The organism is Microcella sp. (assembly GCF_033763155.1).
In the GTDB taxonomy this organism is placed as follows: domain Bacteria; phylum Actinomycetota; class Actinomycetes; order Actinomycetales; family Microbacteriaceae; genus Microcella.
In genome coordinates, this window is the sequence record NZ_JANRKZ010000190.1 from 1 (window position 1) to 23,039 (window position 23,039).

At 65.8% G+C, this 23,039-nt stretch carries 22 protein-coding genes and 1 pseudogene; 7 read left to right on the top strand and 16 right to left on the bottom strand.

Annotated features, from left to right (window positions below):
• Window positions 1-211: pseudogene (locus SFU54_RS07885) on the top strand (hypothetical protein); the annotation flags it as partial.
• A gap of 16 nt (window positions 212-227) precedes the next feature.
• Here the strand turns inward: SFU54_RS07885 and SFU54_RS07890 are convergent.
• The 3 genes from SFU54_RS07890 to SFU54_RS07900 are packed head-to-tail and all read right to left on the bottom strand — an operon-like array spanning window position 228 to window position 2,935.
• On the bottom strand, window positions 228-1,205 hold the full coding sequence (locus tag SFU54_RS07890) for a DMT family transporter (protein WP_319015733.1): 978 nt from the start codon (window positions 1,203-1,205) through the stop codon (window positions 228-230).
• 10 nt (window positions 1,206-1,215) lie between these two features.
• Window positions 1,216-2,238 (bottom strand): aldo/keto reductase, encoded by a 1,023-nt coding sequence (locus tag SFU54_RS07895; RefSeq protein ID WP_319015734.1) that lies wholly within the window; start codon window positions 2,236-2,238, stop codon window positions 1,216-1,218.
• A gap of 49 nt (window positions 2,239-2,287) precedes the next feature.
• Window positions 2,288-2,935: a DUF4386 domain-containing protein gene (locus SFU54_RS07900; protein ID WP_319015735.1), complete on the bottom strand. Its 648-nt coding sequence runs from the start codon at window positions 2,933-2,935 to the stop codon at window positions 2,288-2,290.
• Window positions 2,936-3,040: 105 nt separating this feature from the next.
• Between SFU54_RS07900 and SFU54_RS07905 the strand changes: the two genes are divergently transcribed.
• Both SFU54_RS07905 and SFU54_RS07910 read left to right on the top strand, forming a co-directional pair.
• Window positions 3,041-3,751 carry a TetR/AcrR family transcriptional regulator gene (locus SFU54_RS07905; RefSeq protein WP_319015736.1) on the top strand — a complete coding sequence of 237 codons (711 nt, stop codon included), beginning with the start codon at window positions 3,041-3,043 and terminating at the stop codon, window positions 3,749-3,751.
• A 196-nt stretch (window positions 3,752-3,947) separates the two neighbouring features.
• The gene (locus tag SFU54_RS07910) at window positions 3,948-4,463 is read left to right on the top strand and encodes a single-stranded DNA-binding protein (RefSeq protein ID WP_319015737.1); all 516 of its coding nucleotides are present in this window, start codon (window positions 3,948-3,950) and stop codon (window positions 4,461-4,463) included.
• Between the two features lie 18 nt (window positions 4,464-4,481).
• Here the strand turns inward: SFU54_RS07910 and SFU54_RS07915 are convergent, their stop codons facing one another.
• The 4 genes from SFU54_RS07915 to SFU54_RS07930 are packed head-to-tail and all read right to left on the bottom strand — an operon-like array spanning window position 4,482 to window position 9,655.
• Window positions 4,482-5,141: a response regulator gene (locus SFU54_RS07915; RefSeq protein ID WP_319015738.1), complete on the bottom strand. Its 660-nt coding sequence runs from the start codon at window positions 5,139-5,141 to the stop codon at window positions 4,482-4,484.
• Window positions 5,134-7,818, bottom strand: a complete 2,685-nt coding sequence (locus SFU54_RS07920; RefSeq protein WP_319015739.1) for a PAS domain S-box protein — start codon at window positions 7,816-7,818, stop codon at window positions 5,134-5,136. The genes SFU54_RS07915 and SFU54_RS07920 overlap by 8 nt, the downstream gene beginning before the upstream one ends.
• Entirely contained in the window at window positions 7,815-8,213 is a 399-nt protein-coding gene (locus tag SFU54_RS07925) for a response regulator (RefSeq protein ID WP_319015740.1), read from the bottom strand. Before SFU54_RS07925 ends, SFU54_RS07920 begins: the two co-directional genes overlap by 4 nt.
• 53 nt (window positions 8,214-8,266) lie before the next feature.
• Complete coding sequence (locus SFU54_RS07930) at window positions 8,267-9,655, bottom strand: hypothetical protein (protein ID WP_319015741.1); 1,389 nt, start codon at window positions 9,653-9,655, stop codon at window positions 8,267-8,269.
• 323 nt (window positions 9,656-9,978) lie between these two features.
• On the opposite strand from SFU54_RS07930, the gene SFU54_RS07935 reads away from it, so the two are divergent.
• From SFU54_RS07935 to SFU54_RS07945, 3 genes are read left to right on the top strand one after another with little or no spacing between them, the layout of a single operon-like run.
• Window positions 9,979-10,497, top strand: coding sequence for a DUF6993 domain-containing protein (locus tag SFU54_RS07935; RefSeq protein WP_319015742.1), 519 nt, complete (start codon window positions 9,979-9,981; stop codon window positions 10,495-10,497).
• 4 nt (window positions 10,498-10,501) lie between these two features.
• Window positions 10,502-12,184: an energy-dependent translational throttle protein EttA gene (ettA, locus tag SFU54_RS07940; RefSeq protein WP_319015743.1), complete on the top strand. Its 1,683-nt coding sequence runs from the start codon at window positions 10,502-10,504 to the stop codon at window positions 12,182-12,184.
• A gap of 42 nt (window positions 12,185-12,226) precedes the next feature.
• Window positions 12,227-12,691, top strand: a complete 465-nt coding sequence (locus SFU54_RS07945) for a thioesterase family protein (RefSeq protein ID WP_319015744.1) — start codon at window positions 12,227-12,229, stop codon at window positions 12,689-12,691.
• A gap of 9 nt (window positions 12,692-12,700) precedes the next feature.
• Here SFU54_RS07945 and SFU54_RS07950 read toward each other — a convergent pair whose 3' ends face one another.
• A complete protein-coding gene (locus SFU54_RS07950) occupies window positions 12,701-13,516 on the bottom strand; it encodes a glycoside hydrolase family 16 protein (protein WP_319015745.1) in 816 nt (271 codons plus the stop codon).
• A 68-nt stretch (window positions 13,517-13,584) separates the two neighbouring features.
• Window positions 13,585-14,433 carry an acyl-CoA thioesterase II gene (locus tag SFU54_RS07955; RefSeq protein ID WP_319015754.1) on the bottom strand — a complete coding sequence of 283 codons (849 nt, stop codon included), beginning with the start codon at window positions 14,431-14,433 and terminating at the stop codon, window positions 13,585-13,587.
• Between the two features lie 52 nt (window positions 14,434-14,485).
• Between SFU54_RS07955 and SFU54_RS07960 the strand changes: the two genes are divergently transcribed.
• Complete coding sequence (locus tag SFU54_RS07960) at window positions 14,486-15,184, top strand: hypothetical protein (RefSeq protein ID WP_319015746.1); 699 nt, start codon at window positions 14,486-14,488, stop codon at window positions 15,182-15,184.
• Window positions 15,185-15,211: 27 nt separating this feature from the next.
• On the opposite strand, the gene SFU54_RS07965 is transcribed toward SFU54_RS07960, so the two are convergent.
• From SFU54_RS07965 to SFU54_RS07995, 7 genes are all read right to left on the bottom strand, one after another.
• Entirely contained in the window at window positions 15,212-16,858 is a 1,647-nt protein-coding gene (locus SFU54_RS07965) for an FAD-binding dehydrogenase (protein WP_319015747.1), read from the bottom strand.
• Entirely contained in the window at window positions 16,855-17,487 is a 633-nt protein-coding gene (locus tag SFU54_RS07970) for a DUF2510 domain-containing protein (RefSeq protein WP_319015748.1), read from the bottom strand. Before SFU54_RS07970 ends, SFU54_RS07965 begins: the two co-directional genes overlap by 4 nt.
• 45 nt (window positions 17,488-17,532) lie before the next feature.
• Entirely contained in the window at window positions 17,533-18,165 is a 633-nt protein-coding gene (locus SFU54_RS07975) for a DUF2510 domain-containing protein (protein WP_319015749.1), read from the bottom strand.
• Window positions 18,162-18,554, bottom strand: coding sequence for a globin (locus SFU54_RS07980; protein WP_319015750.1), 393 nt, complete (start codon window positions 18,552-18,554; stop codon window positions 18,162-18,164). Before SFU54_RS07980 ends, SFU54_RS07975 begins: the two co-directional genes overlap by 4 nt.
• Window positions 18,551-19,549, bottom strand: coding sequence for a mechanosensitive ion channel family protein (locus tag SFU54_RS07985; protein WP_319015751.1), 999 nt, complete (start codon window positions 19,547-19,549; stop codon window positions 18,551-18,553). The genes SFU54_RS07980 and SFU54_RS07985 overlap by 4 nt, the downstream gene beginning before the upstream one ends.
• A gap of 5 nt (window positions 19,550-19,554) precedes the next feature.
• Entirely contained in the window at window positions 19,555-22,098 is a 2,544-nt protein-coding gene (pepN, locus tag SFU54_RS07990) for an aminopeptidase N (protein ID WP_319015752.1), read from the bottom strand.
• Window positions 22,099-22,208: 110 nt separating this feature from the next.
• On the bottom strand, window positions 22,209-23,039 hold an 831-nt coding region (locus SFU54_RS07995; protein WP_319015753.1), incomplete at its 5' end, for a DUF3459 domain-containing protein.

Below are 23,039 nucleotides of genomic sequence, written 5' to 3' on the forward strand. Positions count from 1 at the left end.
CGACACGACGCGACCGCAGCAGACGCACCTGGCGACCTATGTCGTCACTCCCAGCCAGCTCGAGGCACGTGGCATCACCCTCGAGGCCGACGTCGACCGCGCGCGCATTATGCGCAGCGTGCTCATGAAGCCCGAGCACGAACCGCTCATCCCCGAGATGCACCACCACGTGTCGATGTGGTCACGTCGGGCCTACGACGCGACCCACTAGCGAGCCAGCCCGCGCGCTAGTCGATCGCAGATCGATCCCGACGCGGTGCCTCGGTCACGATTGGCCCCGTGCCGAGAGCGAGGTCGGCATCGATGACTTTTCCGACCCTCGCTGTCTGGGCGAGGATGATCCCCGCGAGCACGACGGCGGCTCCGACAATCTGCACGAGGTCAAGGGTCTCACCGAGCCAGAGCCACGCGACAGCGAACGCGAAGATCACCTCGCTCGACGCGACGATGCCGGCCGCGGTTGCCGGCAAGTGTCGCAAGGCGGCCAGGCTCAACAAGAACGGCGCGAATGAGCCGAGCAGAACATTCCAGGCAAGCGGCACGGCCATGGGAACCTCGAGCGTGCCGGCGGCGCCACCAATGTCGACGGGAGTGGCGAAGATTGCGGGGGAGAGCTCCCACCAGCCGCTGACGAAGCTCCAGAACACGGCCGCGATGCTCATCGTCCAGAACGACACGGCGAGAGGTGAGGTGCGCGCGACCTGGCGCTCGCCGACGAGAAAGTAGACCGCGAGACAGACAGCCGCAGCGAGGGCGAGAGCCACGCCCAGCGCATCGAGCGTGCTGGCCCACACCTGGGCGACCACGGCGAGGCCCACGAGCACGAACGCGATCGCCACCCACAGCCGGGCCTTTACGGGTTCGCGAAAGATGAAGTACGCGACGAGCGCCACCATGAGCACGGCGGTGTACTCGAGCAGCAGAGCGATACCGACCGGCAAGATCTGCACGGCCGCAGCGTAGGTGGCTTGCAGCAGCGCAACACCCACAACGCCGAGTAACAGCATGATCGGCCACTGGCGTCGGGGCAGCACAAAGGCCGTGCGATCGATGGCGAGCAACACGAGCCCCGCGATGATGGCGGTGCCCACGAGGCGAAACTCGGTGACCTGAGCGGGGGTGAGCCCGGCTTCCATCGTGACTTTCGTGACGCTGCCGTTCGCTCCGAAGAGCACGGCGGCAAGCAGAGCGTAGAGGTATCCCACGGGGTATCGACTACTGCTTCAAGCCGGTGCCGTGCACCGCGTGCGGCTCGATGGCCGCAATCTCATCGGCCGTGAGCGGCGCGGCATTGAGAGCGTCGAGGCTGTTGTCGAGCTGACGCACACTGCTCGCGCCGATGAGCGCGCTCGTCACCTGCGGGTGCCGCAACACCCACAGCAGGGCCATTTGTGCGAGCGACTGGCCGCGCGCTTCAGCGATGGCGTTCAGCGCGCGCGCTCGGCCCAGATATGCCTCATCAATGTTGTCACCGCTGATCCAGCGACCCTCGGCCGCGCGCGAATCGGCGGGAATGCCATCGAGATACCGGCCCGTGAGCAAGCCCTGAGCAAGCGGCGAGAAGACGATGCTGCCCAGTTCGAGCTCGGCGAGGGCATCCAACAGCCCGTCTTCCATTCGGCGGTCGAACATGTTGTAGCGCGGTTGGTGAATAACGAGGGGGATGCCCATCTCGCCGAGCACGCGGTGGGCCTCGCGCGTCTGCTGCGCGTCGTAGTTCGAGATGCCCGCGTAGAGCGCCTTGCCACTCGTGACGGCCGTCGCGAGTGCCCCCATGGTCTCGTCGAGGGGAGTGTCGGGGTCGGGACGGTGGTGATAGAAAACGTCGACGTAGTCAACGCCCATGCGCCTCAAGCTCGCGTCGAGTGAGCTCAATACGTACTTGCGTGAACCCCACTCTCCGTAGGGGCCCGGCCACATGTAGTAGCCCGCCTTCGTCGAGATGATGAGCTCGTCGCGATACCGCCCGAAGTCGTGATTCAGGATGCGCCCGAAGTTTTCTTCGGCGCTTCCCGCGGGCGGGCCGTAGTTGTTCGCCAGGTCGAAGTGAGTCACTCCGCGGTCGAACGCGCGGCGCAGAATCGCGCGCTGGGTCTCGAGCGGTCGGTCGTCGCCGAAGTTGTTCCAGAGGCCGAGCGAAATGCGGGGCAGCTTGAGGCCACTACGGCCGACGCGCGCGTAGTCGATCAGCTCATAGCGGTTCGAGGCGGCGAGGTAAGCATCATTGGTATCGGCCATACGACCAGAGTACGGGTCGTTCGCCGCGGTTCCCTCGCCGCCTCGATGCTCACGCGGTGGTGTTCAGCGCCGAGTCGGGTGCGGTCGTGCGCACGCCCTTGGCGATGAGCCAGACACCGAGCGAGAACTCCCACAGCGCGATGGGCAGGGCCGCGATCGTGCCGACCGGTCCCGTCTGCTCCCACAGACCCAGGACGACTCCATATGACGAGAGCAGCAGCATCGGGGCGCCAATGAGCCCGATGATCGGAATCACGCGCGGCACGAGGCGGCCGCGCAGCATGATCGTGCCGAGCAAGAACGCGTTGATCGACGACATGAATGCGGGGCCGAGCAAGAAGGTCGCATCGTGCAACTCGCCGAGCACGGGGGCGGCCGCCGACGTGGGGCCCAGCTCGATGAGGGCAAGCACCGCGACGACGCCCGTGAGGATCACGCCGGCCTCCATGGTGCGCGAGACGACGAACCCGACAGCGAGGGTTTCACTCACTCGGCGGGCGATCGGCAGGATCGCGATCGCGGTTCCCACGCAGGTGAAGGCCAACGTGACTTCGAGCACAAGGCCCCAGGTGGCGAGCGTGTACGCAGGCTCGCCCACGAGCAGGGGGGTCTTGAGAGCGAGGGCAGGAATCGATGTGACGAAGGTTGCCAGGTAGAAGATGCCCGCCCAGAGGGCGAGGCGGCGGTCGGTGGTCATGGTGTCCTTTCGGGATGCTCGGCCTCATGGGTGTACGGCGTACACTTTGGCCGAGCGCCACGATAGGCGTACGCTGTACACCATGTCAAGCCGAAGGCCATGGTGATGGCCGCCGACCTCCCCGCGCCGACCGGTCGCACGTCACCGCCGCTCAATCGTGCAGCAGTCGTGCACGCGGCGGTGGCGTTTGCCGACCGCGAAGGCCTCGCCGCCGTCAGCATGCGGCGTCTCTCGGCTGAACTCGGCGTCGTGCCGATGGCTCTTTACAAGCACGTCACCGACAAAGACGACCTCGTGGCCGCCATGATCGACGCCATTGTGGCGGGCTACGCGGCTCCACCGCCCGGGCTCGAGTGGCGTGAAGGGGTGCGGCAGCGCGTGTTGGCGGCACGGGATGCTCTGCTCCAGCATCCGTGGCTCCGAACGGCGATCGAATCGGCGACGCAGCGCACGCCAGCAGTGCTGGGGCACATGGATGCTGTGGCCGGTGAATTCGCGGCGGGTGGACTCTCGTACGACCTCGTGCACCACGCCATGCACGCCCTAGGTCACCGCATCTGGGGGTTTAGCCCCGAAGCGTTCTCAAGCCCGCCTGCGCAGGAATCGGCGCCCTCGTCGGCCCCGTCTGCCGATGAGCAGGCGGCCATGGTGGCGGCCATGGCGTTCCGGTTTCCGCACATCGCTGCGATCGCCGCTGACTCGGCATCGCGGCATGTGACCGGGGCGTGCGACGAGCAATTCGAATTCGAGTTCACCCTCGACCTGTTGCTCGAGGCCGTCGCGCGACTGCACGCCGCGCAGTGGTCGTCCTCCTAGAGAACAGCCGTCGCGCGACTCCTCACCAGTCGACCAAGCCGGGCGGCGACTCCCTGTTCGCGGTGTGTGCTGACCGAGCACGCCGCAGGCCATGCACTCTGTGCGCGGGCGCCGGTGTTCTCCGGCACGAACCACCGGCGCCCACCCGGCGTCTCCTTCTGGCGCCGGCACGCCTGTCGACGTTCAGGAGCACACCATGACCGACATCATCACCCTCACGGGCCTTGTGGCCACCACCCCGCGTCACATCGTGACAAGCGAGGGTCTTTCCATCACCTCGTTTCGACTCGCGTCGAATCAGCGCCGCTTCGACCGCACGCAAAACTCGTGGGTCGACGGCGACACCAACTGGTACACGATCACGGCATTTCGACAGCTCGGAACCCATGTGGCAACCTCGGTTGAGAAGGGCCAGCGCGTCATCGTGACGGGGCGCGTGCGCATTCGCGATTGGGAGAGCGGCGAAAAGTCGGGCACGACCATTGAGATTGACGCTGAGTCGATTGGGCACGACCTGGCCTGGGGGCGTGCCACGTTCACGCGCAGCGTGATGTCGTCGAAGGCTGACGGTGCCGATCAGTCGGCACCACCGACCGAGGGTGGCGCTGACGCGTTTGCCGCGCCCGAGCGCGCACCTGACAACACGGCGCTCGCCGACGACGACGCAGAACTCCAGCTCATGGCGAACGGGGCATCAGCCACGCCGTTCTAGGGCGTCGCGAGAGTGGCCTTATCGAACGCGGATCCCCCCGCGCTGCCAGAGAGTCACGGCAGCGACGCGGGGGTTCGCGTTTTCACCCGTATCTGGGCCGAGAGCCACAAAGAGACGATTGAGCATCGTTTCGACGGCTCGTACCGATGTTCCTCGGGCTTCAGCGAGCGCTCGAGTCGAAGCGCCCTCGGCCAAGAGGCGCAATACCTCTGCTTGCGCCGCCGTCACCGACGGCACGTCGTCATCGGTGCGATGCGATCGAGCGCTATCGCTCTCTCTCGGGTCTCCGCTGATCGCCCGATGAACCGCATCGGCAAGGTCGTCGATGCGGCTGAGTTGTGACTTCACGAGATACACCGCAGATGACGGAATCTTCTCGGGGTTCGAGACGGCCAGCTCGGGTGAGCGATGAGACGTCAGCACCACGAGACCAACCCACGGAAACTCGTCGGCCACGGTCTGCAAGAGCTCGGCACCGGTTTCTGTCGTGCCGAAGTTCAGGTCGCTGATGACAGCGTGCGGATCAACCTCTCGCACGGCGTCGATTGCCTCGGCCACGGTCGTGGCGGTCGTCACGGTGAAGCCTTTCGCGGCCAATCCACCACTCACGAGCGACAGCGTGAAGGTGTCGTCGTCGGCGACGACAACTCGCAACAACCGAGACTCAGTGTCATTCATCGTCTACCCTTCCGGCTGATCGATGCTCGCGAAGGGTATCGCGAATACTGGTCAAGAGATGGCTTGTCGTATAGGGCTTGGCGATGAAGCGGGCGATTCCGAGCCCGATCGACGCAGACCCGCTACCCGCGGTGAACCCACTCGCGGCGATGATCGGAATGTTCGGATGGTTTTCTTCTAGGTAGGCGCTCGTGGCCGCGCCATCCATGACCGGCATCATCATGTCGGTGAGAACGAGATCGACGGAATGTGCGCCACTCTCGATGAGGTCAATCGCCTCTCGTCCGTTTCGCGCGGTTAGCGTGCGATACCCGTTCGCTTCGAGTGTGGCGGCAGCGACTCGGCTGATGTCGTCGTCATCGTCGACGACAAGGATGACGTCGCCGTCGCCGCGGGGCAGTGCGCTGGCAGATTCCGCCGGCGGCTCATGTTCGCGCTCGCCATGTGCGTCCACGGGTAAACCCACGACGAATCGTGAGCCGTGACCGATTTCGCTGTACACCTGCATGAAGCCACCGTGGCTTCGAATGATGGCCAACGACGTCGCGAGCCCGAGTCCGGTGCCTCGTCCGGGAGGTTTCGTCGTAAAGAACGGCTCAAAGATCTTTTCCTGAACCTCGGCAGTCATGCCGTGTCCGGAATCTTCAACGCCAATGATGATGTACCTGCCGGGAGCGGCAGGATGGCTGACCGAAAGGTAACCCTCGTCGACATCGAGTTCGTCGGCCGTGATTGTGAGGTGTCCGGAGTCGTCCATTGCGTCGCGGGCATTCGTTGCGAGATTGACGAGTACTTGCACGAGTTGCGTCGGATCTCCGATGGTGCCCGAAAGATGGCGAGCGCGAGTGACCGTGAGGTCAATTCCTGGGGGCAGCAGGTCTCGTGTGATCGCGACGAACTCGTCGACGACGTGATCAACGTTGACCTCGATTCGTCGGCCGTCGACGCCGCGCACAAACGAGAGCACTTGTCGCACCATGTCGGCGCCGCGCTTCACGGCAGTTTCGGTCGACGCGAGCAGTTCGCGCCGGCCCGCATCCTCTTCATCGAGCGCGAGCAGCTGCACCGACATCAAGATCGGCGTGAGCATGTTGTTGAGGTCGTGGGCGATTCCTCCCGCCAGGGTGCCGAGCGCCTCCATGCGCTCTGCTCGCCGTCGAGCATCCTGTTCTCGCCGCCACTCGGTGATGTCACTGTTGACGGCGAGAATGAGCGTCTGGTCACCGTCGGGATTGGGGATCACTTGCCACCGGCAGTCGACGACGAGCTGGCGACCGTCTCGCGTGATCTGGTGCACCTCGTCAGCGAAATACCCGTCACGCATCGTTATGGCCGAGGCGCGATCAAGTTGTGCGGTGTCGTCGTAGATCAACTCGCTGACTCGTCGGCCCATCGCTTCATCGCGAGACCAGCCGTACAGTTCTTCGGCAGCCTTGTTCCAGTAGTGCACTCGGTAGTCGAGGTCGCGAACGATGATCGCGTCTCGAGCCGCGTCGAGAAGCGCGGCTTGCTGTTCCACCTGAGCCTGTGCGTGGCGCGCGACGCGTCGGGAGTGCTCGTCGTCCGTGACGTCACGCACATACACCGCGAGCCCATCGCTCGTCGGAAAAGCAGTGCACTCGATCCAGTAGTCCGGCGCAAACATGACACCGCGGTAAGCGCGTTGCTCGCTCGTTGCCAAGGCCGTCGCGAAGCACTCGCGAAAGCCCTGGCCCTGGTCACCGGCGAAGAGTTCGTTGAGCGTTACGCTCAGGGCCTCGACCTCGGTTCGCCTGATCAGCTCAGTGGCGTGCTGATTGACGAACGAGATCACCCCGTCGGCGTGAGCGAAGATGATGCCGTCGGCAATCGAATTCAGGGTCAGGCTGAGTCGGGCTTCGAGTGCCCGTTCTCGCTCTCGCGCTGCGGCGATGTCGGTGACATCCCAGATGGCGCCGTATGCGCGCACGACACGACCATCGCCGTCACGTTCCGCTTCGCCAATCGTGCGAATCGTCAGCCGATCGCCCGTCGTCGAGAACATGATTGCCTCGATCTCAAACGGCGAGCCGGCAGTGAGGCATTCGTGGAGGAGGGCCTCCATCACCGTCCGGTCGTGGTCAGGAAAGCGAGCCCACGCGAGCGCGGTGATCTCGGTGAGGGCGGGATCAATACCGAGAATCTCCCGAGCGCCCGCCGACAACGCGATCGCCCCCGAGTCGGCATCGACTGACCACCCGCCAAATCGGGCCAGGCGGCCGGCTAGTCGTACGAGGTCATCACTGCGTCGTGCTTCTCGGTCGTGTCGCTCGATCGCCGTAAGGTTGCTCGAGGTGCCGAAAACGCCCACGACCTCATCGTCGATACGCAGGGGCATCAGGGTTACTTCGGCAACGAACGCATCGCCACCGGGCATCGTTCCGGTTGCGCGGTAGCGTGCCGTCTCGCCCCCCAAGCTTGTGGCCAGGGCCGCGTGAACCTGCACGGGATCGGTCGATCGCGCCGACAGATCGAATGGCCGGCCCGTGAGTTCGTGCTCTGAGCGCCCGAGCGCAGCACACAAGTGGGGGTTGGCCATCTGCAGCGTTTTCTCGCTGTCGATCACAAACGCGGCATCGGGGCTGTGTCGGGTTGCAATGCGCAGTGCATCGACAAGGCGAGTGAGCTCGTGGCGAGCGCGGGCAGATTGCGCGGTCATGATGGCCCCGCCTGCCGTTGGGCCTGCGGTGAGAGCAATCTGTGCACGAGCGCCACGAGATCATCAAGCTCGATGGGTTTACGCGCAAAAGCACAGAGCGGCCCGGTGATATCAGACGGCGGGCCCGCCTCTCCACTCAGAACCAATACAGCAATCTCGGGATTGATGTCTCGAAGGGCATCGAGGGTGTCGTGGATCGACCCCCCTGGCATGTTGACGTCGAGAACCACGAGAGCCGGATAGCACTCGCGAGCGACCTCGACCGTCTGCGTCGCGTCGGCGGCCTCGTGAACCTCGAAGCCCAGACGGGTAAGCGCCATGCGCAAGACGCCCCGCACGAGCGCATCGTCGTCGGCGACGAGCACCGTCGTGCGCACAGTCTCTGGCGCGCTCATGCGTGAAGTGTACGGCGAAGGCTCGAGAGCTCGCTGGCCTCTGTTCGAGGGGGTTATCGATCAACAGGGTCGGGCGAACGCGGATCTGCTGCGGCGATGTCATCGAGGTCGCGGGCAATCGCTCGCACGTGGTCGAGAACAGCCGTGGCAAGTTCTCGAGCCTGGTCGACGGTCGTGTCGGCGTGTGAATGAAAATTGAGCGCCATGATGCATGCAGCGATTCGTCCTTGCACGGGGCCGTGCATCAGGTCAGACAGCCGTTGGCGTTCACGCGCAACGATGTGATCGTTCGTGGCGCGCAGTTCAGCCAGGTCGGCCTGCAACACAGAAAGCCGAGCGTGGGCCTCGGCGTTGGCATCGGCCATCACGATGGCCGAGTAATACATCGCGCTCGCGATCGTGAGGCTTACGGCGAGCAACGGAACAACGAGCATCCCGTGCCACGTGATTGGGTCGATGCCGCTGTTGAGCATGAGGTAGCCGCTGACGGCAATGCTGAGCACGAGCGCGACAGCGTTAATGCGTTGTCCGTGCTGGGTGAGCAACGACGGCCGTACGGCCCCGACGATCGTCGGTACGAGCCCGAGCACGAGGCCTGCCGCGATCGTAGCGACCATGAGCTCGACGGCGGCAAGGGGTCCAAAAATGCGCCAGACATCGAACAGCACGAGCACGACGGTCGATCCCGTCACGAGTGCGGCCGACAGCCACGGCAGTCGGGGCGGCACATCGAGTGCCTGTCGAAGGCCGGCCCGGATGACCGGGGTCGTCGCGGCCACGCCATCTGCTGACTCCAAGAGGTCGGCCGTGTGGTCGTGCAGGCGTGAGAGCCGCAAACTCAGTTCGGCCACCGAAGCGCGGTCGAGCGAGTCTCGAGTGGCCTCGAGACTCGCTTGCAGGTCGTTGAGGGCGGGAGCGAGGGAATCGGCAACCGCATGGCGCAATTGCTGCTGCACCAGGGCTCGTGTCTCATCCGTGTGGGGCTGCTCACTGTGCACCGCATCTTCGGCAACCGCGATGGCGCCGAGAAGGGCCCGACGGCGTTCGAACTGTGCGACGGCGTAAACCATCGCTGGAAGCCAGACGACACTGGCGAGCAGCCAGATGGCGATTCGTGTTGCGAACTGAGGATCGACGCCCGCGACGCGCTCGGCAATGACTCCTGCGGCGTAGCCGCGGGCGAACGCGGCGATTGCCCAAATCGCGAAAACCGTGGGCAGAGGAATGATGTCGTGTCGGCGCCGTGCGATCGCCCCTCCGAGCACGATGGTCGCGCCAGCAACGACGTGCTGCACGGTCGCCGAGACGAGGGGCCACCACCACTCGGGGTAGGGCGTTGTTGACTCTTGTAGCAACACGAGCAGTGTCGTGGGCGGGAGCAACCCGACGAGAAACAACCAGTGTGCCGCCCACGGCCCACCGAGTGCTTCACGAACAGTCATCAGCAACTCTGCTTTCGTTCACTTCGCTCGAGTGTGGCATGTCGTGCGACGCTGGCCCAGAAGGGCCCAGAACACAGAACGGCCGCCCGTGGTCTTACCCGAAAAGACCACGAACGACCGTTCCCGTCAGCGTCTCACATTCGACCCGAACGAATGTGGTGCGCTTGCACGGGCGGGCCTTGGTGGTCCCCCGACCACCGCCCACCTTGCGTTCTGTCTGAATTCTGCTCGGAGCATCCGCCGTGCGCAAACAGTAGGCGGCGGCGATGTTCGCAATTCGAACGACGCAGGTGTGACGGATGCGCGCGCCCTAGAATCGGCCGGTGGTCGCATACGGCGATCGGGATGCGGAGCTGGTGATGGGCGAGGTACCTGTGGCTCGGCAGCGAGTCACGCTCGCTGCTGTCGTCGTGGCGATGTCGCTGATGCTCTCCGGCTGTGTGGCCCCCACCGAGATGCCTCGACCGACCACGTCGTCGAGCCGCACGGCATCGCCGACACCCACGCCCACGGTTGCTCCCGAACGCGTTGAGGGTGGCACAGCGGGCCAGAACCGCCCGTATGTCGAGTACGTCATGGCACGGCTCATTTCGGTGAGCCCGCAGATGACAAGCCTCGAAATCGCTGACACGCTCGTGGCTGCCGGTTTCGATCGAGCGGCTTTGCAGGTAACCGATCACGCGACCCGTGTCGGAAGCCGTGCAGACTCGATTCTGTTTTCGATTCTCATCGACGGTCAGTGTCTGCTGGGGCAGGTCGCCGACGGAGCCGTCACGACGTCAGTGGGTGACGTGTTGGGCACCGGCAAGTGCCTGGTAGGACGCACGGTCTCTCTAGACTGAGGGCATGGCCGAATTCATCTACACCATGGTCCGCGCCCGCAAGGCGGTGGGCGACAAGCTCATTCTCGATGACGTCACGATGTCGTTTTTTCCGGGCGCGAAGATCGGAATGGTCGGCCCGAACGGCGCCGGAAAGTCGACGATCATCAAGATCATGGCGGGCCTCGACACCCCGTCGAACGGTGAAGCGCGCCTGAGCCCCGGCTACACCGTGGGCATCCTCATGCAAGAGCCCGAGCTCGATGAGACCAAGACCGTGCTCGAGAACGTGCAAGACGGTGTGCGCGAGCTCGCCGACAAGCTGCACCGCTTCAACGAGATTTCGCTCGCGATGGCTGACCCCGACGCGGACTTCGACTCCTTGCTCGCCGAGATGGGCACGCTGCAAGAAGAGCTCGATGCCCAGAACGGCTGGGACCTCGACTCGCAATTGGAGCAGGCGATGGATGCCCTGCGCTGCCCGCCCGGAGACGAGATGGTGACCCACCTTTCCGGTGGAGAAAAGCGTCGCGTCGCGCTCTGCAAGCTCTTGCTCGAGAAACCCGATCTGCTGTTGCTCGACGAGCCCACCAACCACCTCGACGCCGAGAGCGTGCTGTGGCTCGAGCAGCACTTGCAGAAGTACCCCGGCGCCGTGATTGCTATCACCCACGACCGGTACTTTCTCGATCACGTGGCCGAGTGGATCGCCGAGGTCGACCGCGGTCGTCTCTACCCCTACGAGGGCAACTACTCGACCTACCTCGAGAAGAAGGCCGCGCGCCTCGAAGTGCAGGGCAAGAAAGACGCCAAGCTCGCGAAGCGCCTCGAGAGCGAACTCGAGTGGGTGCGCTCGAACGCCAAGGGTCGCCAGGCCAAGTCGAAGGCCCGCCTTGCTCGTTACGAAGAGATGGCTGCCGAGGCGGAGAAGACGCGCAAGCTCGACTTTGAAGAGATCGTCATCCCCGTCGGCCCGCGTCTGGGCTCTCAGGTGATCGAGGCGACGAAGCTCAAGAAGGGCTTCGGCGATCGTGTGCTCATCGATGGGCTCTCGTTCACGCTGCCGCGCAACGGCATCGTCGGCATCATTGGCCCCAACGGTGTGGGAAAGACCACGCTCTTCAAGACGATCGTGGGGCTCGAAGAGCTCGACGGTGGCTCGCTCAAGATCGGTGAGACGGTCGACATCTCGTATGTCGACCAGAGCCGTGGCGGTATCGACCCCAACAAGACCCTGTGGGAGGTCGTGAGCGACGGCCTCGACTACATCCAGGTCGGCAAGACCGAGATTCCGTCGCGAGCCTATGTGTCGCAGTTCGGCTTCAAGGGCCCCGACCAGCAGAAGAAGGCCGGCGTGCTCTCGGGTGGTGAGCGCAACCGTCTGAACCTCGCGCTCACGCTCAAGCAGGGCGGCAACCTGCTGCTGCTCGACGAACCGACCAACGACCTCGACGTCGAAACGCTCGGCAGCCTCGAGAACGCGTTGCTCGAATATCCCGGTTGTGCCGTGGTCATCACCCACGACCGGTGGTTCCTCGACCGCATCGCTACGCACATCCTCGCCTACGAAGGCACCGAGGCGAACCCGAGCTACTGGCACTGGTTCGAGGGCAACTTTGAGGCCTATGAAGCGAACAAGATCGAGCGCCTCGGGCCCGAGGCCGCCAAGCCGCATCGCTCGGCGTACCGCAAGCTGACGCGCGACTAACGGGCGGCTCGTCATGACGCGCCTTCACGTCGCACCGCGCCGATGACGCGCCTTCACGTCGCGATTCCGCTGCGGTGGAGCGACCTCGACGCCTATGCGCACGTCAACAACGCGCGCATGTTCACGCTGCTCGAAGAGGCTCGTATCGCCTCGTTCTGGGGCGGCGGGGTCGACGGGGCTCCGACGGCCGTGCTCACGACGGGGCCCGGCGCCGACTCGGTCACGCTCATCGCGGCGCAGCAGATCGAGTACCGCGAGCAGATTCCGTATCACCGCGAGCCGATTGACGTGGAGCTGTGGATCGGCAAGCTCGGCGGTGCGAGCTTGCAGGTCTGTTACGAGGTCTACAGCCCCGCGGGTCACGAACCGCGCACGCTCTATGTGCGCGCGTCGACGACGATCGTGTTGGCCGACCGCGAGACGGGAGCGCCGCGGCGCATTACCGATGACGAGCGCGCAGCGTGGGCGCCCTATGTCGAAGAGCCGCTGACCTTTCGGCAGCAATAGGCCCGAGCGTTAGCGCCCGATGCGGTGCCACTCGCGCACGAACTGCACGGTGGCCGTGAGCGGGTAGTCGGCCTCGTGACGGCCCGCGTCATCGGGCAACTCGTAGAGGTTGAGCATGAGTTGCAGGGGGTAGTCGGGCGACTGGTCCGCTTCGGCCACGAGCTCGTCGTCAATGTAGAAGCGGGCGAGGCCGGGCATCCACTCGACCGAATACGTGCGCCCGAGGCGCACGTCGCTGGCCGACTCGACCTGCACAAAGTCGTCGCGCAACGCAGAGTCGCGAAACGGGTGCACGCCAAGCCCGACGAGCGCAGAGCCATCCGGGCGGATGTCGCGACCAAAGATCTCGACAACACACAGTTCACCCGACTGTTCGGGAACGTGCTCGAAGCCGATGAGCCACAGAGCCGTGAGCGCCCGCGGGTGGGTGCTGGGTTGCAGGTGCACTTCGATGAGTCCGTAGTGGGGCAACCACAGCCGCTGGTCGAGCTGCGCCGTGCGCACGAGAAGGCCATCGCGAAACGGATGCTGACCCGAGCCGCTGCCCACCTCGCCTGACCGCGCACCGGTCTGCAGATTCGACACGCGAAGCTCGCCGTTGAACTCGGGGCTCCACGCCTCTTGGTCGTGGTCGATGCGCAGGGTGAGCCCCTCGGGGCCGAGCGAGTAGCGCGCCGCCGAGCGCTCAGGACTACTCCACTGGGGCAAGTAGTGCGGTACCCAGCGGCCGGGGTCGAGCGATGCTCCGGTGAATCGCTCGTCGGTGACGAGCTCGTACCGCGAGCGATCGAGTCGCTCGTGCGGCAGGTCGGGAGGCAGGCGCACGCGACGATGCTAGCGGCCCGCGGTGACCGGCGACCCGAGAGAACACGCTCAGGCCAGAGAAGCGGGTCTCACGCTTGCGGAACGCGCACCATTCCCTCTTGCGCGACGCTCGCGACGAGCATCCCGTCTCGGGTGAAGATGCGACCGAGCGAGAGGCCACGACCGCCCTGTGCGCTGGGTGACTCTTGCACGTAGAGCAGCCAGTCGTCGACGCGCGCGAAGCGGTGCCACCACATGGCGTGGTCGAGACTCGCCATCTTGAGTCCGGGTGTGGCCCACGTGGCGCCGTGCCGCCGCAGAATCGGCTCGAGAATCGTGTAGTCGCTCGCGTAGGCGAGCGCGGCGCGGTGCAGGTTGTCGTCGTCGGGTAGGGGCGAGGTGCTGCGAAACCACACGGCCTGGTGCGCCACGGCGTCGGGGCCGGGGGCGAAGTAGACGGGGGCATCCACGTGTCGAAGATCGAACGGGCGGCTGTTCGCCCAGTACTGCGCAACCGGGTGATCGATGGGGCCAAGAATGTCGCGCGCGCTGGGCAGGTCATCGGGGTCGGGAATGCCCGCCGGCATCTCGGCCTGGTGCTCGAGGCCCGGGTCGACGTCTTGAAAGCTCGCGATCATCGAAAGAATCGGCTCGCCGTTTTGGTAGGCCTGCGTGCGCCGCGTCGAGAACGAGCGGCCATCGTGAATGCGGTCGACCGAGAACGTGATGTCTTGTTCGTCGTCGCCAGGCCGCAAGAAGTAGCCGTGCATCGAGTGGATGAATCGATCAGCCTCGACCGTGCGCATCGCGGCGAGCACAGCTTGTGCGGCAACTTGCCCGCCGAAGACGCGCCTCTGGGGAGTCCAGAGGCTCGGCGCCGTAAAGATGTCTTCGCGGGTGCGGGCGCCCGAGCTCGCCAGCGTGAGCGCCGTGAGCATGTCAGTAACGGGGTCGTGAAGAGGCTCAGTCACACGCGTAGTCTAGAGACCGATGAACACCGCGTTCGCGCTCTCGTCTGTGCCCGCTGCGCACGACCTCTCTGTGCTTCTCGCGCGCGCCCTACGCCTCGATGAGGCAGGCGCCGTGCGCCTCATCGCTGATGCGGGTGTGCTCGCCGTGTATGTCGCCGTCATCACTCCCAGGGGTTTGCTCGATCGCGGCCCCACCGTGCTCGGGTTGCGCACGCTGGCCCTGAGCCCCACGGCCGAGGGCGAGCGCACCTTCGACGTCGTCGTGCCGATTCGTTCATTGCAGGCGAGAGTGGATGCTGCGCTCGCGGCCATCGGAGACAACGCCGAAGTCGGCACCGCCGTCACGATCGGTTTTCCGGCAGCGGCCAGCACGATCGTGTGGGCCGGCATCAGCCCACCCCGCGGGGGATGGCAGCGCCTGTCACCCCTCGACCCCACGGTCTTCGCGGCCGCCGCGCGTGCGGGAATCGAGGAGGTCGCGACCGCGATTCCCGAGGGCACGGGCGAGCAGATCGTTCATCGCGTGCGCAGCGAAGTGTGGGGTCGTCCGATTCCTGAGGCTGACCACCTGCCTGCTGGCAGTGCGTTCGCGCTCGAGAGCCTGGGCTTTCTCGGCGATGACCCCGTGCAGCAGTTCGCCACCGGCTCGTGGGTGCGACTGAGCACCAACCGCGGTCACGTGCTCGTGAAGCAAAACGCCTGGCGGTTGAGCAACTAGCTGGCTACAGCCGCGCCTGCTGCTGCGCTACGCCTGCCGCGCAATTGCGCGCCCCGCGCGCAGACCCGTGTGTAGGCACCCGCCCAAGAAGGTTCCCTCGAGCGAGCGGTAACCGTGCACGCCTCCGCCACCAAAGCCCGCGGTCTCGCCGACCGCGTAGAGGCCGGGAATCGGCGAGCCGTCAGCACCGAGCGCGCGCGAGTCGAGGTCGGTCTGCACGCCGCCCAGGCTCTTGCGGGTCAGCACGTGCAGCCGCACAGCGATGAGCGGCCCATGCTTCGGGTCGGTCAACCGGTGCGGCGGCGCGACGCGGATGAGCTTGTCACCCCGGTATTTCCGCGCGCCGCGAATGGCCGTGAGCTGGGCGTCTTTGCCGAACTCGTTGTCGAGCATGCGGTCACGCGCGGCGATTTCGTCGCGCACGCGCGCGGCGTCGAGCGGAGCATCCGGTTCGAGCGCCGCCATGCGGCTCACGAGTTCGTCAACCGTGTTGGCGACGATGAAGTCGACGCCGTCGCGCTTGAAGCGCTCGACGGGTTCGGTCGCGCCCTTGCCGAGCCGCTGGCGCAGCAGCTCGCGCACGCTGCGACCGGTGAGGTCGGGGTTCTGCTCGCTGCCGCTGAGCGCGAACTCTTTCTCGATGATCGACTGCGTCGTGACGAACCAACTGTGGTCGTGGCCCGTCGTGCGCAAGTGGGCGAGGGTGCCGAGCGTGTCGAAGCCCGGAAAGAGCGGCGTCGGCAGGCGGCGACCGGTCGCGTCGAGCCACAGACTCGAGGGGCCGGGCAAGATGCGAATGCCGTGCTTCGCCCACACGGGGGGGTGGTTCTGGATGCCCTCGACGTAGTGCCACATGCGATCACCGTTGATCAGCCGAGCGCCGGCGGCATCGGCGATGCCGAGCCCGCGGCCGTCGACGTGCGCGGGCACGCCGCTCACCATGTGCGCCGGGGGAGTGCCGAGCCGCTCGGGCCAGGCCGCGCGCACGAGGTCATGGTTGCCGCCGATGCCGCCCGTGGCCATGACGACCGCGCTCGCGTTGAGGCTGAACTCGCCGACCACACCGCGGTTCGAGGGCGCGCCGCGCTCCGCCGTGTCGGGGGCGAGCACGCTGCCACTCACGCCGACCACGCGACCGTCGGTGACGGTCAGCGCGTCGACCCGGTGACGGAAGAGCAGGGTGACGAGGCCGGCATCCACGCCCCGACGCACCGTGGCGACGAAAGGCTCGAGAATCGCCGGGCCGGTGCCCCACACAATGTGAAAGCGCGGCACCGAGTTGCCGTGCCGTGTGGCCGTGTCACCGCCGCGCTCGGCCCAGCCCACGACCGGAAACAGCCCGATGCCTTTGCTGCGCAACCACGCGCGCTTCTCGCCCGCGGCCCACTCGAGGTAGGCATCGGCCCAGGCGCGCCCATGCTCGTCGTCGGCTCGGTCGAAGCCTGCCGTGCCGGCCCAGTCTTGACGAGCAAGATCGAGCGAGTCGCGGATGCCCATCCGTCGTTGCTCAGGACTATCGACCAAGAACAGCCCGCCGAATGACCACCACGCTTGACCGCCGAACGTGGCCTCGGGCTCTTGGTCGACAATCGTGACGTGCTTGCCCGCATCGACGAGCTCGGCCGCGGCGACGAGGCCCGCGAGGCCCGCGCCGACAATGATCGCGTCGCTCATGGCGCGAAGGTCATCGTCGAGACGCCGTTGATTACTTGCACTGTCAAGAAGATAGACAGTGCGATGCCGAGCATGAACGCCGCGACGAACGTCGCGATCGTCACCCACATGACCGACAGCCCTTGACCCGTTCGGCGGTTGGCAACGACGGCGCGGCCGATCGTGTACACGCCGTAACTCACGACAAAGGTTAAGAAGATCCAGGCCCAGTGGAACGGTTGCGGCACACCGCGACGCTTGAGCTCGCGCCAGTCGAGGTAGGCGAACCAGATGATGAGTCCGGTCGTGATCCAACCGAGCGCAATCATGAGCAGGTAGCCCGGCGTGACCAAGAACGTGACGGCGCTCATGCCGGTGGGGTCGGTGAGAAGGGCCTCGATGTAGCCGGACCAGTCAATGAACAACAAGCCCAGCGTGGGTAGCCACGGCAGAAAGACAATGAGCCAGATCCACGGCGTGTTCGGGTCGGTGCCTTCAGGTGCTCGCAAGGCCTGGGCCGCGGCCGCCGCCGAGTAGGGCGTTTCGAGGGTGTCGGTCCACTTCGTGCCATCCCACCAGCGGCGCTGAGCGCTACCGGCCGGGTCGGGATACCAGCCGGCAGGAGTCGATGAAACGGCGGGGTCGGTCATGGGGTCTCCTTGAACGTAGCGATCAGGGCTGACGCGGCACTCTGCCTAGGGGGCGAGGTTGGTGAGGTCGACGTTCGTCAGCGCGAACTGCACGATGAAGATCGTGAGACCGATCGTGATGATGATCGCCAGCACCATCGTGGCGATCGTGAACCACAGTGACGCCATGCCTCGCCCCGTGCGGCGGCGCGCCACAATGGCGCGGCCGATGGGGTAGACCTGCCACACGCTCGCAAGAATCAAGAACGACCACGCCCAGTGGAACGGTCGCGGAACGCCTCGGCGGCTCAGTTCGCGCCAGTCGAGAAACGCGAAGAGCACGAACAAGATGTTGGTGATCCAGCCGAGCGCCGTCAGGGCGAGATAACCGGGCGTTGTGAAGAGTGCCGCCTGGCCAGCGACACTCGTGTCGGTCAGCGAGGTGACAATGAACTGCTCCCAGTCGATCAAGAAGATCGACAGCAGTTGCAGTACGGGAATGACCAGCAGCGGCCAGATCCACGTTGTGTAGGGGTCAGTGCCTTCGGGCGCCGTCGAGGGCAGCGCTGCGGCGGCGGCCGAGTAGGGCGTTTCAAAGTGATCGGTCCACTGCGCGCCATCCCACCAACGGCGCTGCGCGCCTCCCGCGGGGTCGGGGTACCAGCCGGCGGGAGTCGACGGAACGGCGGGGTCGGTCATGGTGTCTCCTCGAACGTGTTGACCATAGAAAACGCGGCTCTCTCAAGATAATCCCACAGCGTTGCTTCGAGCAGGGGAGCGAGAGCGAGACTCTCGACCGCGGCACGCATGTGGCCGAGCCACCGGTCGCGCGCATCGGTGTTGATGTGAAAAGGGTTGTGGCGCATCCGTAATCGCGGATGCCCGCGCTGCTCGCTATAGGTGCCCGGCCCGCCCCAGTACTGCTCGAGAAACGCGGTGAGTCGCCAGATGGCGCCTTCCATGTCGTCGTCGGGATACATGGGCTTCAGCACGGGGTCGGCCGCGACGCCCTCATAGAAGCGCCGAACGAGGCGGTCGAAAGTCTCGTGGCCGCCGACCTGTTCGTAGAAGCTGGGGCTCTCGGTCACAGGTCGCTGTCTTCGGGTGGCGTCACGGGGCGGCGGCTGGCGCGCGCGGCCTCGCGAGCGTCGATGCCATCCATGACGATGCGATTAAGCGAGGGCACGGCGACGCCCATCTCGTCGAGGGCGAGCTTGAGGCGCAGACGCAACGCACGCGCCATGTCGAACTGGTCGCCCGAGCGCACCTTCATGACCAAACGGATGACGAGGGCCTCGGCCGAAATCGACTCGATTCCCCAGATCTCGGGTGGTTCGAGCACTTTGCGCTTGAACTCGGGATCGGCGGCCATGGCGTTGGCGGTGTCGAGCAGCACGCGCTGCACCTCGTCGACGTCCGAGGTGTAGGGCGCGGGCAGGTCGATGATGACGCGCGCCCACCCCTGCGACTTATTGCCGACGTTGATGATCTCGCCGTTACGCACGTACCAGAGCACTCCGCCGACGTCGCGCACTTGCGTCACGCGCACGCCCACGATCTCGACGACGCCGCTGACGGGGCCTTGCGTCGACTGCAGCTCGACGATGTCGCCGACGCCCAGCTGGTCTTCGAAGACCATGAAGAGGCCGTTGAGCATGTCTTTGACCACGTTCTGCGCGCCAAAGCCGAGGGCCGCGCCCAAGATGCCCGCCGAGGCGATGAGCGCCGTGACCGAGAAGTTGAGCTCGCCGAGCACGAGCACAATGGCGACTGCCACGAGTGCCCACGTCACGAGATTGTTGAGCACCGTGCCCATCGTGCGCGTGCGCTGCACGACGCGAACGGCGTGCAGCGGCGAAGCGCTGAGCTCGACGGTGTCGTCGACGTTTTGCGCCTTCTTGACGCCCGAGACCACGCGGTCGACGACGCGGTGGATGATCGCAATGAGCACCCAGCGCAGAATCACGGCACCGACGATCACCCCGGCGATGCGGAACGGCGCCTCATACGTCGTGAGAAAGCTGCCGATCGTCGCCCAGAAGGTTGCCCAGTCGAACCCCGGGGCTGCTGCACTCGCGACCATGATGACTACGCCCGGTCGCGCGCCTGGGCGGCAAGAGCGCGTTCGACGCCCGCGAGGTTCTCGGTGACGAGGCGCCGCAAGGCCGGCGAGGCATCGGTGGTGGCGTCGAGCCACGTGCGCGTCGCATCCACCAGCGCCTGCGAGGCGAGCGGAGTTGGGTAGAGACCCAGCACGATGTATTCGGCGATCGCGTGCGTGCGGCTCGACCACACCTCGGTGAGCATGTCGAAGTAGGGCTGCACGAGCCCGTCGAGCGAGCCCGGGTCGTTGACGTGCGTGTAACCCATGGTCGTCATGCGCACGATCACGTTGGGCAGGTCGTCGCTCGCGACGAGCGAGTCGAACGCCGCGCGCTTGTCGTCGGCGCTCGGCAGGGCCGCTGCCGCGCGGGCGGCCGCCTGCTGGCCGTTCGAGGTGTTGTCGCGTGCGAGCGCCGCATCGATCTCGGCACGGGATGCTGCGCCGTTGAGCGCCAACCCTTCGAGCAGTTCCCACTCGAGGTCGGTGTCAATCTCCACGCCGTCGAGCACGATCGAGCCGTCGCGCAGCCCGCGCAGCGTCTCAACATGAGCGGGAGTGCTCGCGACATTCGCAAAGAACTTGACGAACTGGAACTGGCTGTCGCTGCCGGCTTCGGCCGACCCAGCGAGAGCCCACAGCGCGTCACCGATCTCGGCGATGATGCCCGGCCGAGCCGCAGGGTCGACATAGAGGCGCGCAACGGTCAGCAGTTGCATGAGCGTCGTGCGCACCGTGGTCGACTCGGTCTCGCTCGCGATGTTGCCGAGCACGAGGCGCACGTAGTCGCGCGGCGCGGTCTCGGCATCGCGCGTCGAGTCCCACGCCGAACCCCATACGAGTGAGCGCGCGAGCGGGTTCTCGATCTTGCTGAGGTGTTCGATGGCCACGGCGAGTGAGGCGTCGTCGAGACGAATCTTCGCGTAGGCGAGGTCGTCGTCGTTGAGGAGGATGAGCGCGGGGCGATCCATACCCACCAACTCGGGCACGTCAGTGCGCGGGCCATCCACGTCGAGCTCGAGGCGGTGGGTGCGCGTGAGCGCACCATCCACGAGGTCATAGAAGCCGATTGCCATGCGGTGCGGGCGAATCGTCGGGTAATCAGGATGCGCGCTCTGCAGCACCGCGAACGCGGTAATGACTCCCGCATCGTCGACGGTCAGCTCGGGGCGCAGCGTGTTGACGCCCGCAGTTTCGAGCCACAGTTGCGACCACGTGGCGAGCTCGCGCCCGCTCGTGGCTTCGAGCTCGGTGAGCAGGTCGGTGAGCTCGGTGTTGCCCCACGCGTGCTTCTGAAAGTACTGGCCGACGCCGGCGAAGAACGCGTCTTGGCCCACCCACGCGACGAGCTGCTTGAGCACGCTGCCGCCCTTGGCGTAGGTGATGCCGTCGAAGTTGACTTGCACGTCTTCGAGGTCGTTGATGGTCGCGACGACGGGGTGGGTGCTCGGCAGCTGGTCTTGGCGGTAGGCCCAGCTCTTCTCCATGGCCTGAAAGGTGGTCCAGGCTTCGTGCCACTCGGTGGCTTCGGCCGTGGCGATCGTCGAGGCCCACTCGGCGAACGACTCGTTGAGCCACAGGTCGTTCCACCACTTCATGGTGACGAGGTCGCCGAACCACATGTGGGCGAGCTCGTGCAAGATCGTGACGACGCGGCGCTCTTTCACGGCGTCGGTGACCTTGCTGCGGAAGACGTAGACCTCGGTGAAGGTCACCGCGCCCGAGTTTTCCATGGCGCCCGCGTTGAACTCGGGAACGAACAGCTGGTCGTACTTCTCGAAGGGGTAGGCAAAGCCGAACTTCGATTCGAAGTACTCGAAGCCCTTGCGCGTGATGTCGAAGATGTAGTCCGAGTCGAGAAACTCGAAGAGGCTTGCGCGCGCATAGATGCCGAGCGGAATCGTGCGGCCGTCGGCACTCGTGAGCTCGCTGTGCACGCTCTGGTAAGGGCCCGCGATGATCGCGGTGATGTAGCTCGAGATGCGCTGGGTCTCGGCGAAGACGGTGGTCGCGGCGTCGCCACTCTCGGTGCGCGAGGCAACGGGCGCGTTCGACACGACAACCCACGCGGCCGGCGCGGTGACCGTGAAGCGGAACGTCGCCTTGAGGTCGGGCTGCTCAAACACCGCGAAGACGCGGCGGCTGTCGGGCACCTCGAACTGCGAATAGAGGTAGACCTCGCCGTCGACCGGGTCGACGAAGCGGTGCAGGCCTTCGCCCGTGTTCGTGTATTCGTGGTCGGCAACGACCGTCAGCACGTTGTGTGCGGCGAGGCCATCGAGTTGGATGCGCGTGCCGTCAGCAACCGCCGCCGCATCAAGCTCAACCCCACTGAGCGTGACGCTGTGCACCGTGCGCGTGATCGCATCGATAAAGGTGCTCGACCCCGCCGTGGCGCTGAACGTGACGGTCGACGTCGACCGAAACACCTCATCGCCCGTCGTCAGATCGAGAGTGACGTCATAGCTCTCGGTCTCGACCAGCCGCTTGCGCTCGTGGGCTTCAACGCGGGTGAGGTTCTCTGCGGGCACGGCGGCTGCCTCCTTGCGGCACGGTGCTGATGAGCACGGATTTCGGGATGCGCGGCTCGTGGCCGCGCATCCCCTCAGCGTAGTGCGGGGTTACTCAGCGCGCCGCGTCGCTAAAGCGCCCGCGGGGTACCGTCGGGCAGCACGGCCGTGCGGGCCGGGGCGGGGATGCCCGCCGACTCGGGGTCGGGGCGCAACCACACGACTCCGTGGGCGGGCAGGGTGAGGCCGGCGCGCAGGGTGTGGCGGGCATCCGTCAGCAGGTCGATCATGGTGCCGGGCAGGCCCGAGAGCGTGAGCGCGGCAATCGTCTGGGGTTGGTCGGCGACGTTGGCGAAGCAGACGATGGCGCCCGAGGGGCCGGGGCGCTGGTAGCCGAGCACGTGCGGGTTTTTGGTGTCGAAGCCGATGAGGGTGCCGCCGCTGAACTCGGGGGTGGCGCGGCGCACGGCGATCAGGTGTTGCAGGCCCGCGAAGATGCGGCCCGCGTCGGTGGTGAGGTCGGTGCGCTGCGCGTAGAGCTCGGCGGGGTAGTGCGGGCGGTGCGCCCAGCGGCTGTCGTCAGCCTGGCCAGCGACCTCGGCCCAGTGCGGGTCGTTGAGTTGGCCCACCTCGTCGCCCAAGTAGATCAGCGGAATGCCGCCCGTCGAGAGCACGATCGAGTGGGCAAGCAGGATGCGGCGGATGGCTCCCGCGTCACCTGCCTCGAGGCCCGCGAGTGAGGCCGTTGTGCCTGAAATGCGGCAGTCGCCCGTCTTCGGGTTGTCTTGAAACGGGATGCCCCGGGCAAAGCTGCCGGGGAACCGGTTGACGAAGAAGTTGTTCAAGAACCGCCGGTGGTCGAAGCCATCGATGCCGAACTCGGCGGCGTCTTCGTCGGCGAAGGTCCAGCCGATGTCGTCGTGACTGCGCACGTAGTTGACCCACGCGGTGCCCGGGGGCAG

Coding starts and splice junctions, on each gene's coding strand:
- SFU54_RS07905 (WP_319015736.1), top strand. CDS start 3,041: ATGGCCGCCGACCTCCCCGCGCCGACCGGTCGCACGTCACCGCCGCTC.
- SFU54_RS07975 (WP_319015749.1), bottom strand. CDS start 18,165: ATGACCGACCCCGCCGTTCCGTCGACTCCCGCCGGCTGGTACCCCGAC.
- SFU54_RS07960 (WP_319015746.1), top strand. CDS start 14,486: ATGAACACCGCGTTCGCGCTCTCGTCTGTGCCCGCTGCGCACGACCTC.
- SFU54_RS07965 (WP_319015747.1), bottom strand. CDS start 16,858: ATGAGCGACGCGATCATTGTCGGCGCGGGCCTCGCGGGCCTCGTCGCC.
- SFU54_RS07970 (WP_319015748.1), bottom strand. CDS start 17,487: ATGACCGACCCCGCCGTTTCATCGACTCCTGCCGGCTGGTATCCCGAC.
- SFU54_RS07925 (WP_319015740.1), bottom strand. CDS start 8,213: ATGAGCGCGCCAGAGACTGTGCGCACGACGGTGCTCGTCGCCGACGAC.
- SFU54_RS07910 (WP_319015737.1), top strand. CDS start 3,948: ATGACCGACATCATCACCCTCACGGGCCTTGTGGCCACCACCCCGCGT.
- SFU54_RS07985 (WP_319015751.1), bottom strand. CDS start 19,549: ATGGTCGCGAGTGCAGCAGCCCCGGGGTTCGACTGGGCAACCTTCTGG.
- SFU54_RS07945 (WP_319015744.1), top strand. CDS start 12,227: ATGACGCGCCTTCACGTCGCGATTCCGCTGCGGTGGAGCGACCTCGAC.
- SFU54_RS07915 (WP_319015738.1), bottom strand. CDS start 5,141: ATGAATGACACTGAGTCTCGGTTGTTGCGAGTTGTCGTCGCCGACGAC.
- SFU54_RS07900 (WP_319015735.1), bottom strand. CDS start 2,935: ATGACCACCGACCGCCGCCTCGCCCTCTGGGCGGGCATCTTCTACCTG.
- SFU54_RS07895 (WP_319015734.1), bottom strand. CDS start 2,238: ATGGCCGATACCAATGATGCTTACCTCGCCGCCTCGAACCGCTATGAG.
- ettA (WP_319015743.1), top strand. CDS start 10,502: ATGGCCGAATTCATCTACACCATGGTCCGCGCCCGCAAGGCGGTGGGC.
- SFU54_RS07930 (WP_319015741.1), bottom strand. CDS start 9,655: ATGACTGTTCGTGAAGCACTCGGTGGGCCGTGGGCGGCACACTGGTTG.
- SFU54_RS07955 (WP_319015754.1), bottom strand. CDS start 14,433: ATGCTCACGGCGCTCACGCTGGCGAGCTCGGGCGCCCGCACCCGCGAA.
- SFU54_RS07920 (WP_319015739.1), bottom strand. CDS start 7,818: ATGACCGCGCAATCTGCCCGCGCTCGCCACGAGCTCACTCGCCTTGTC.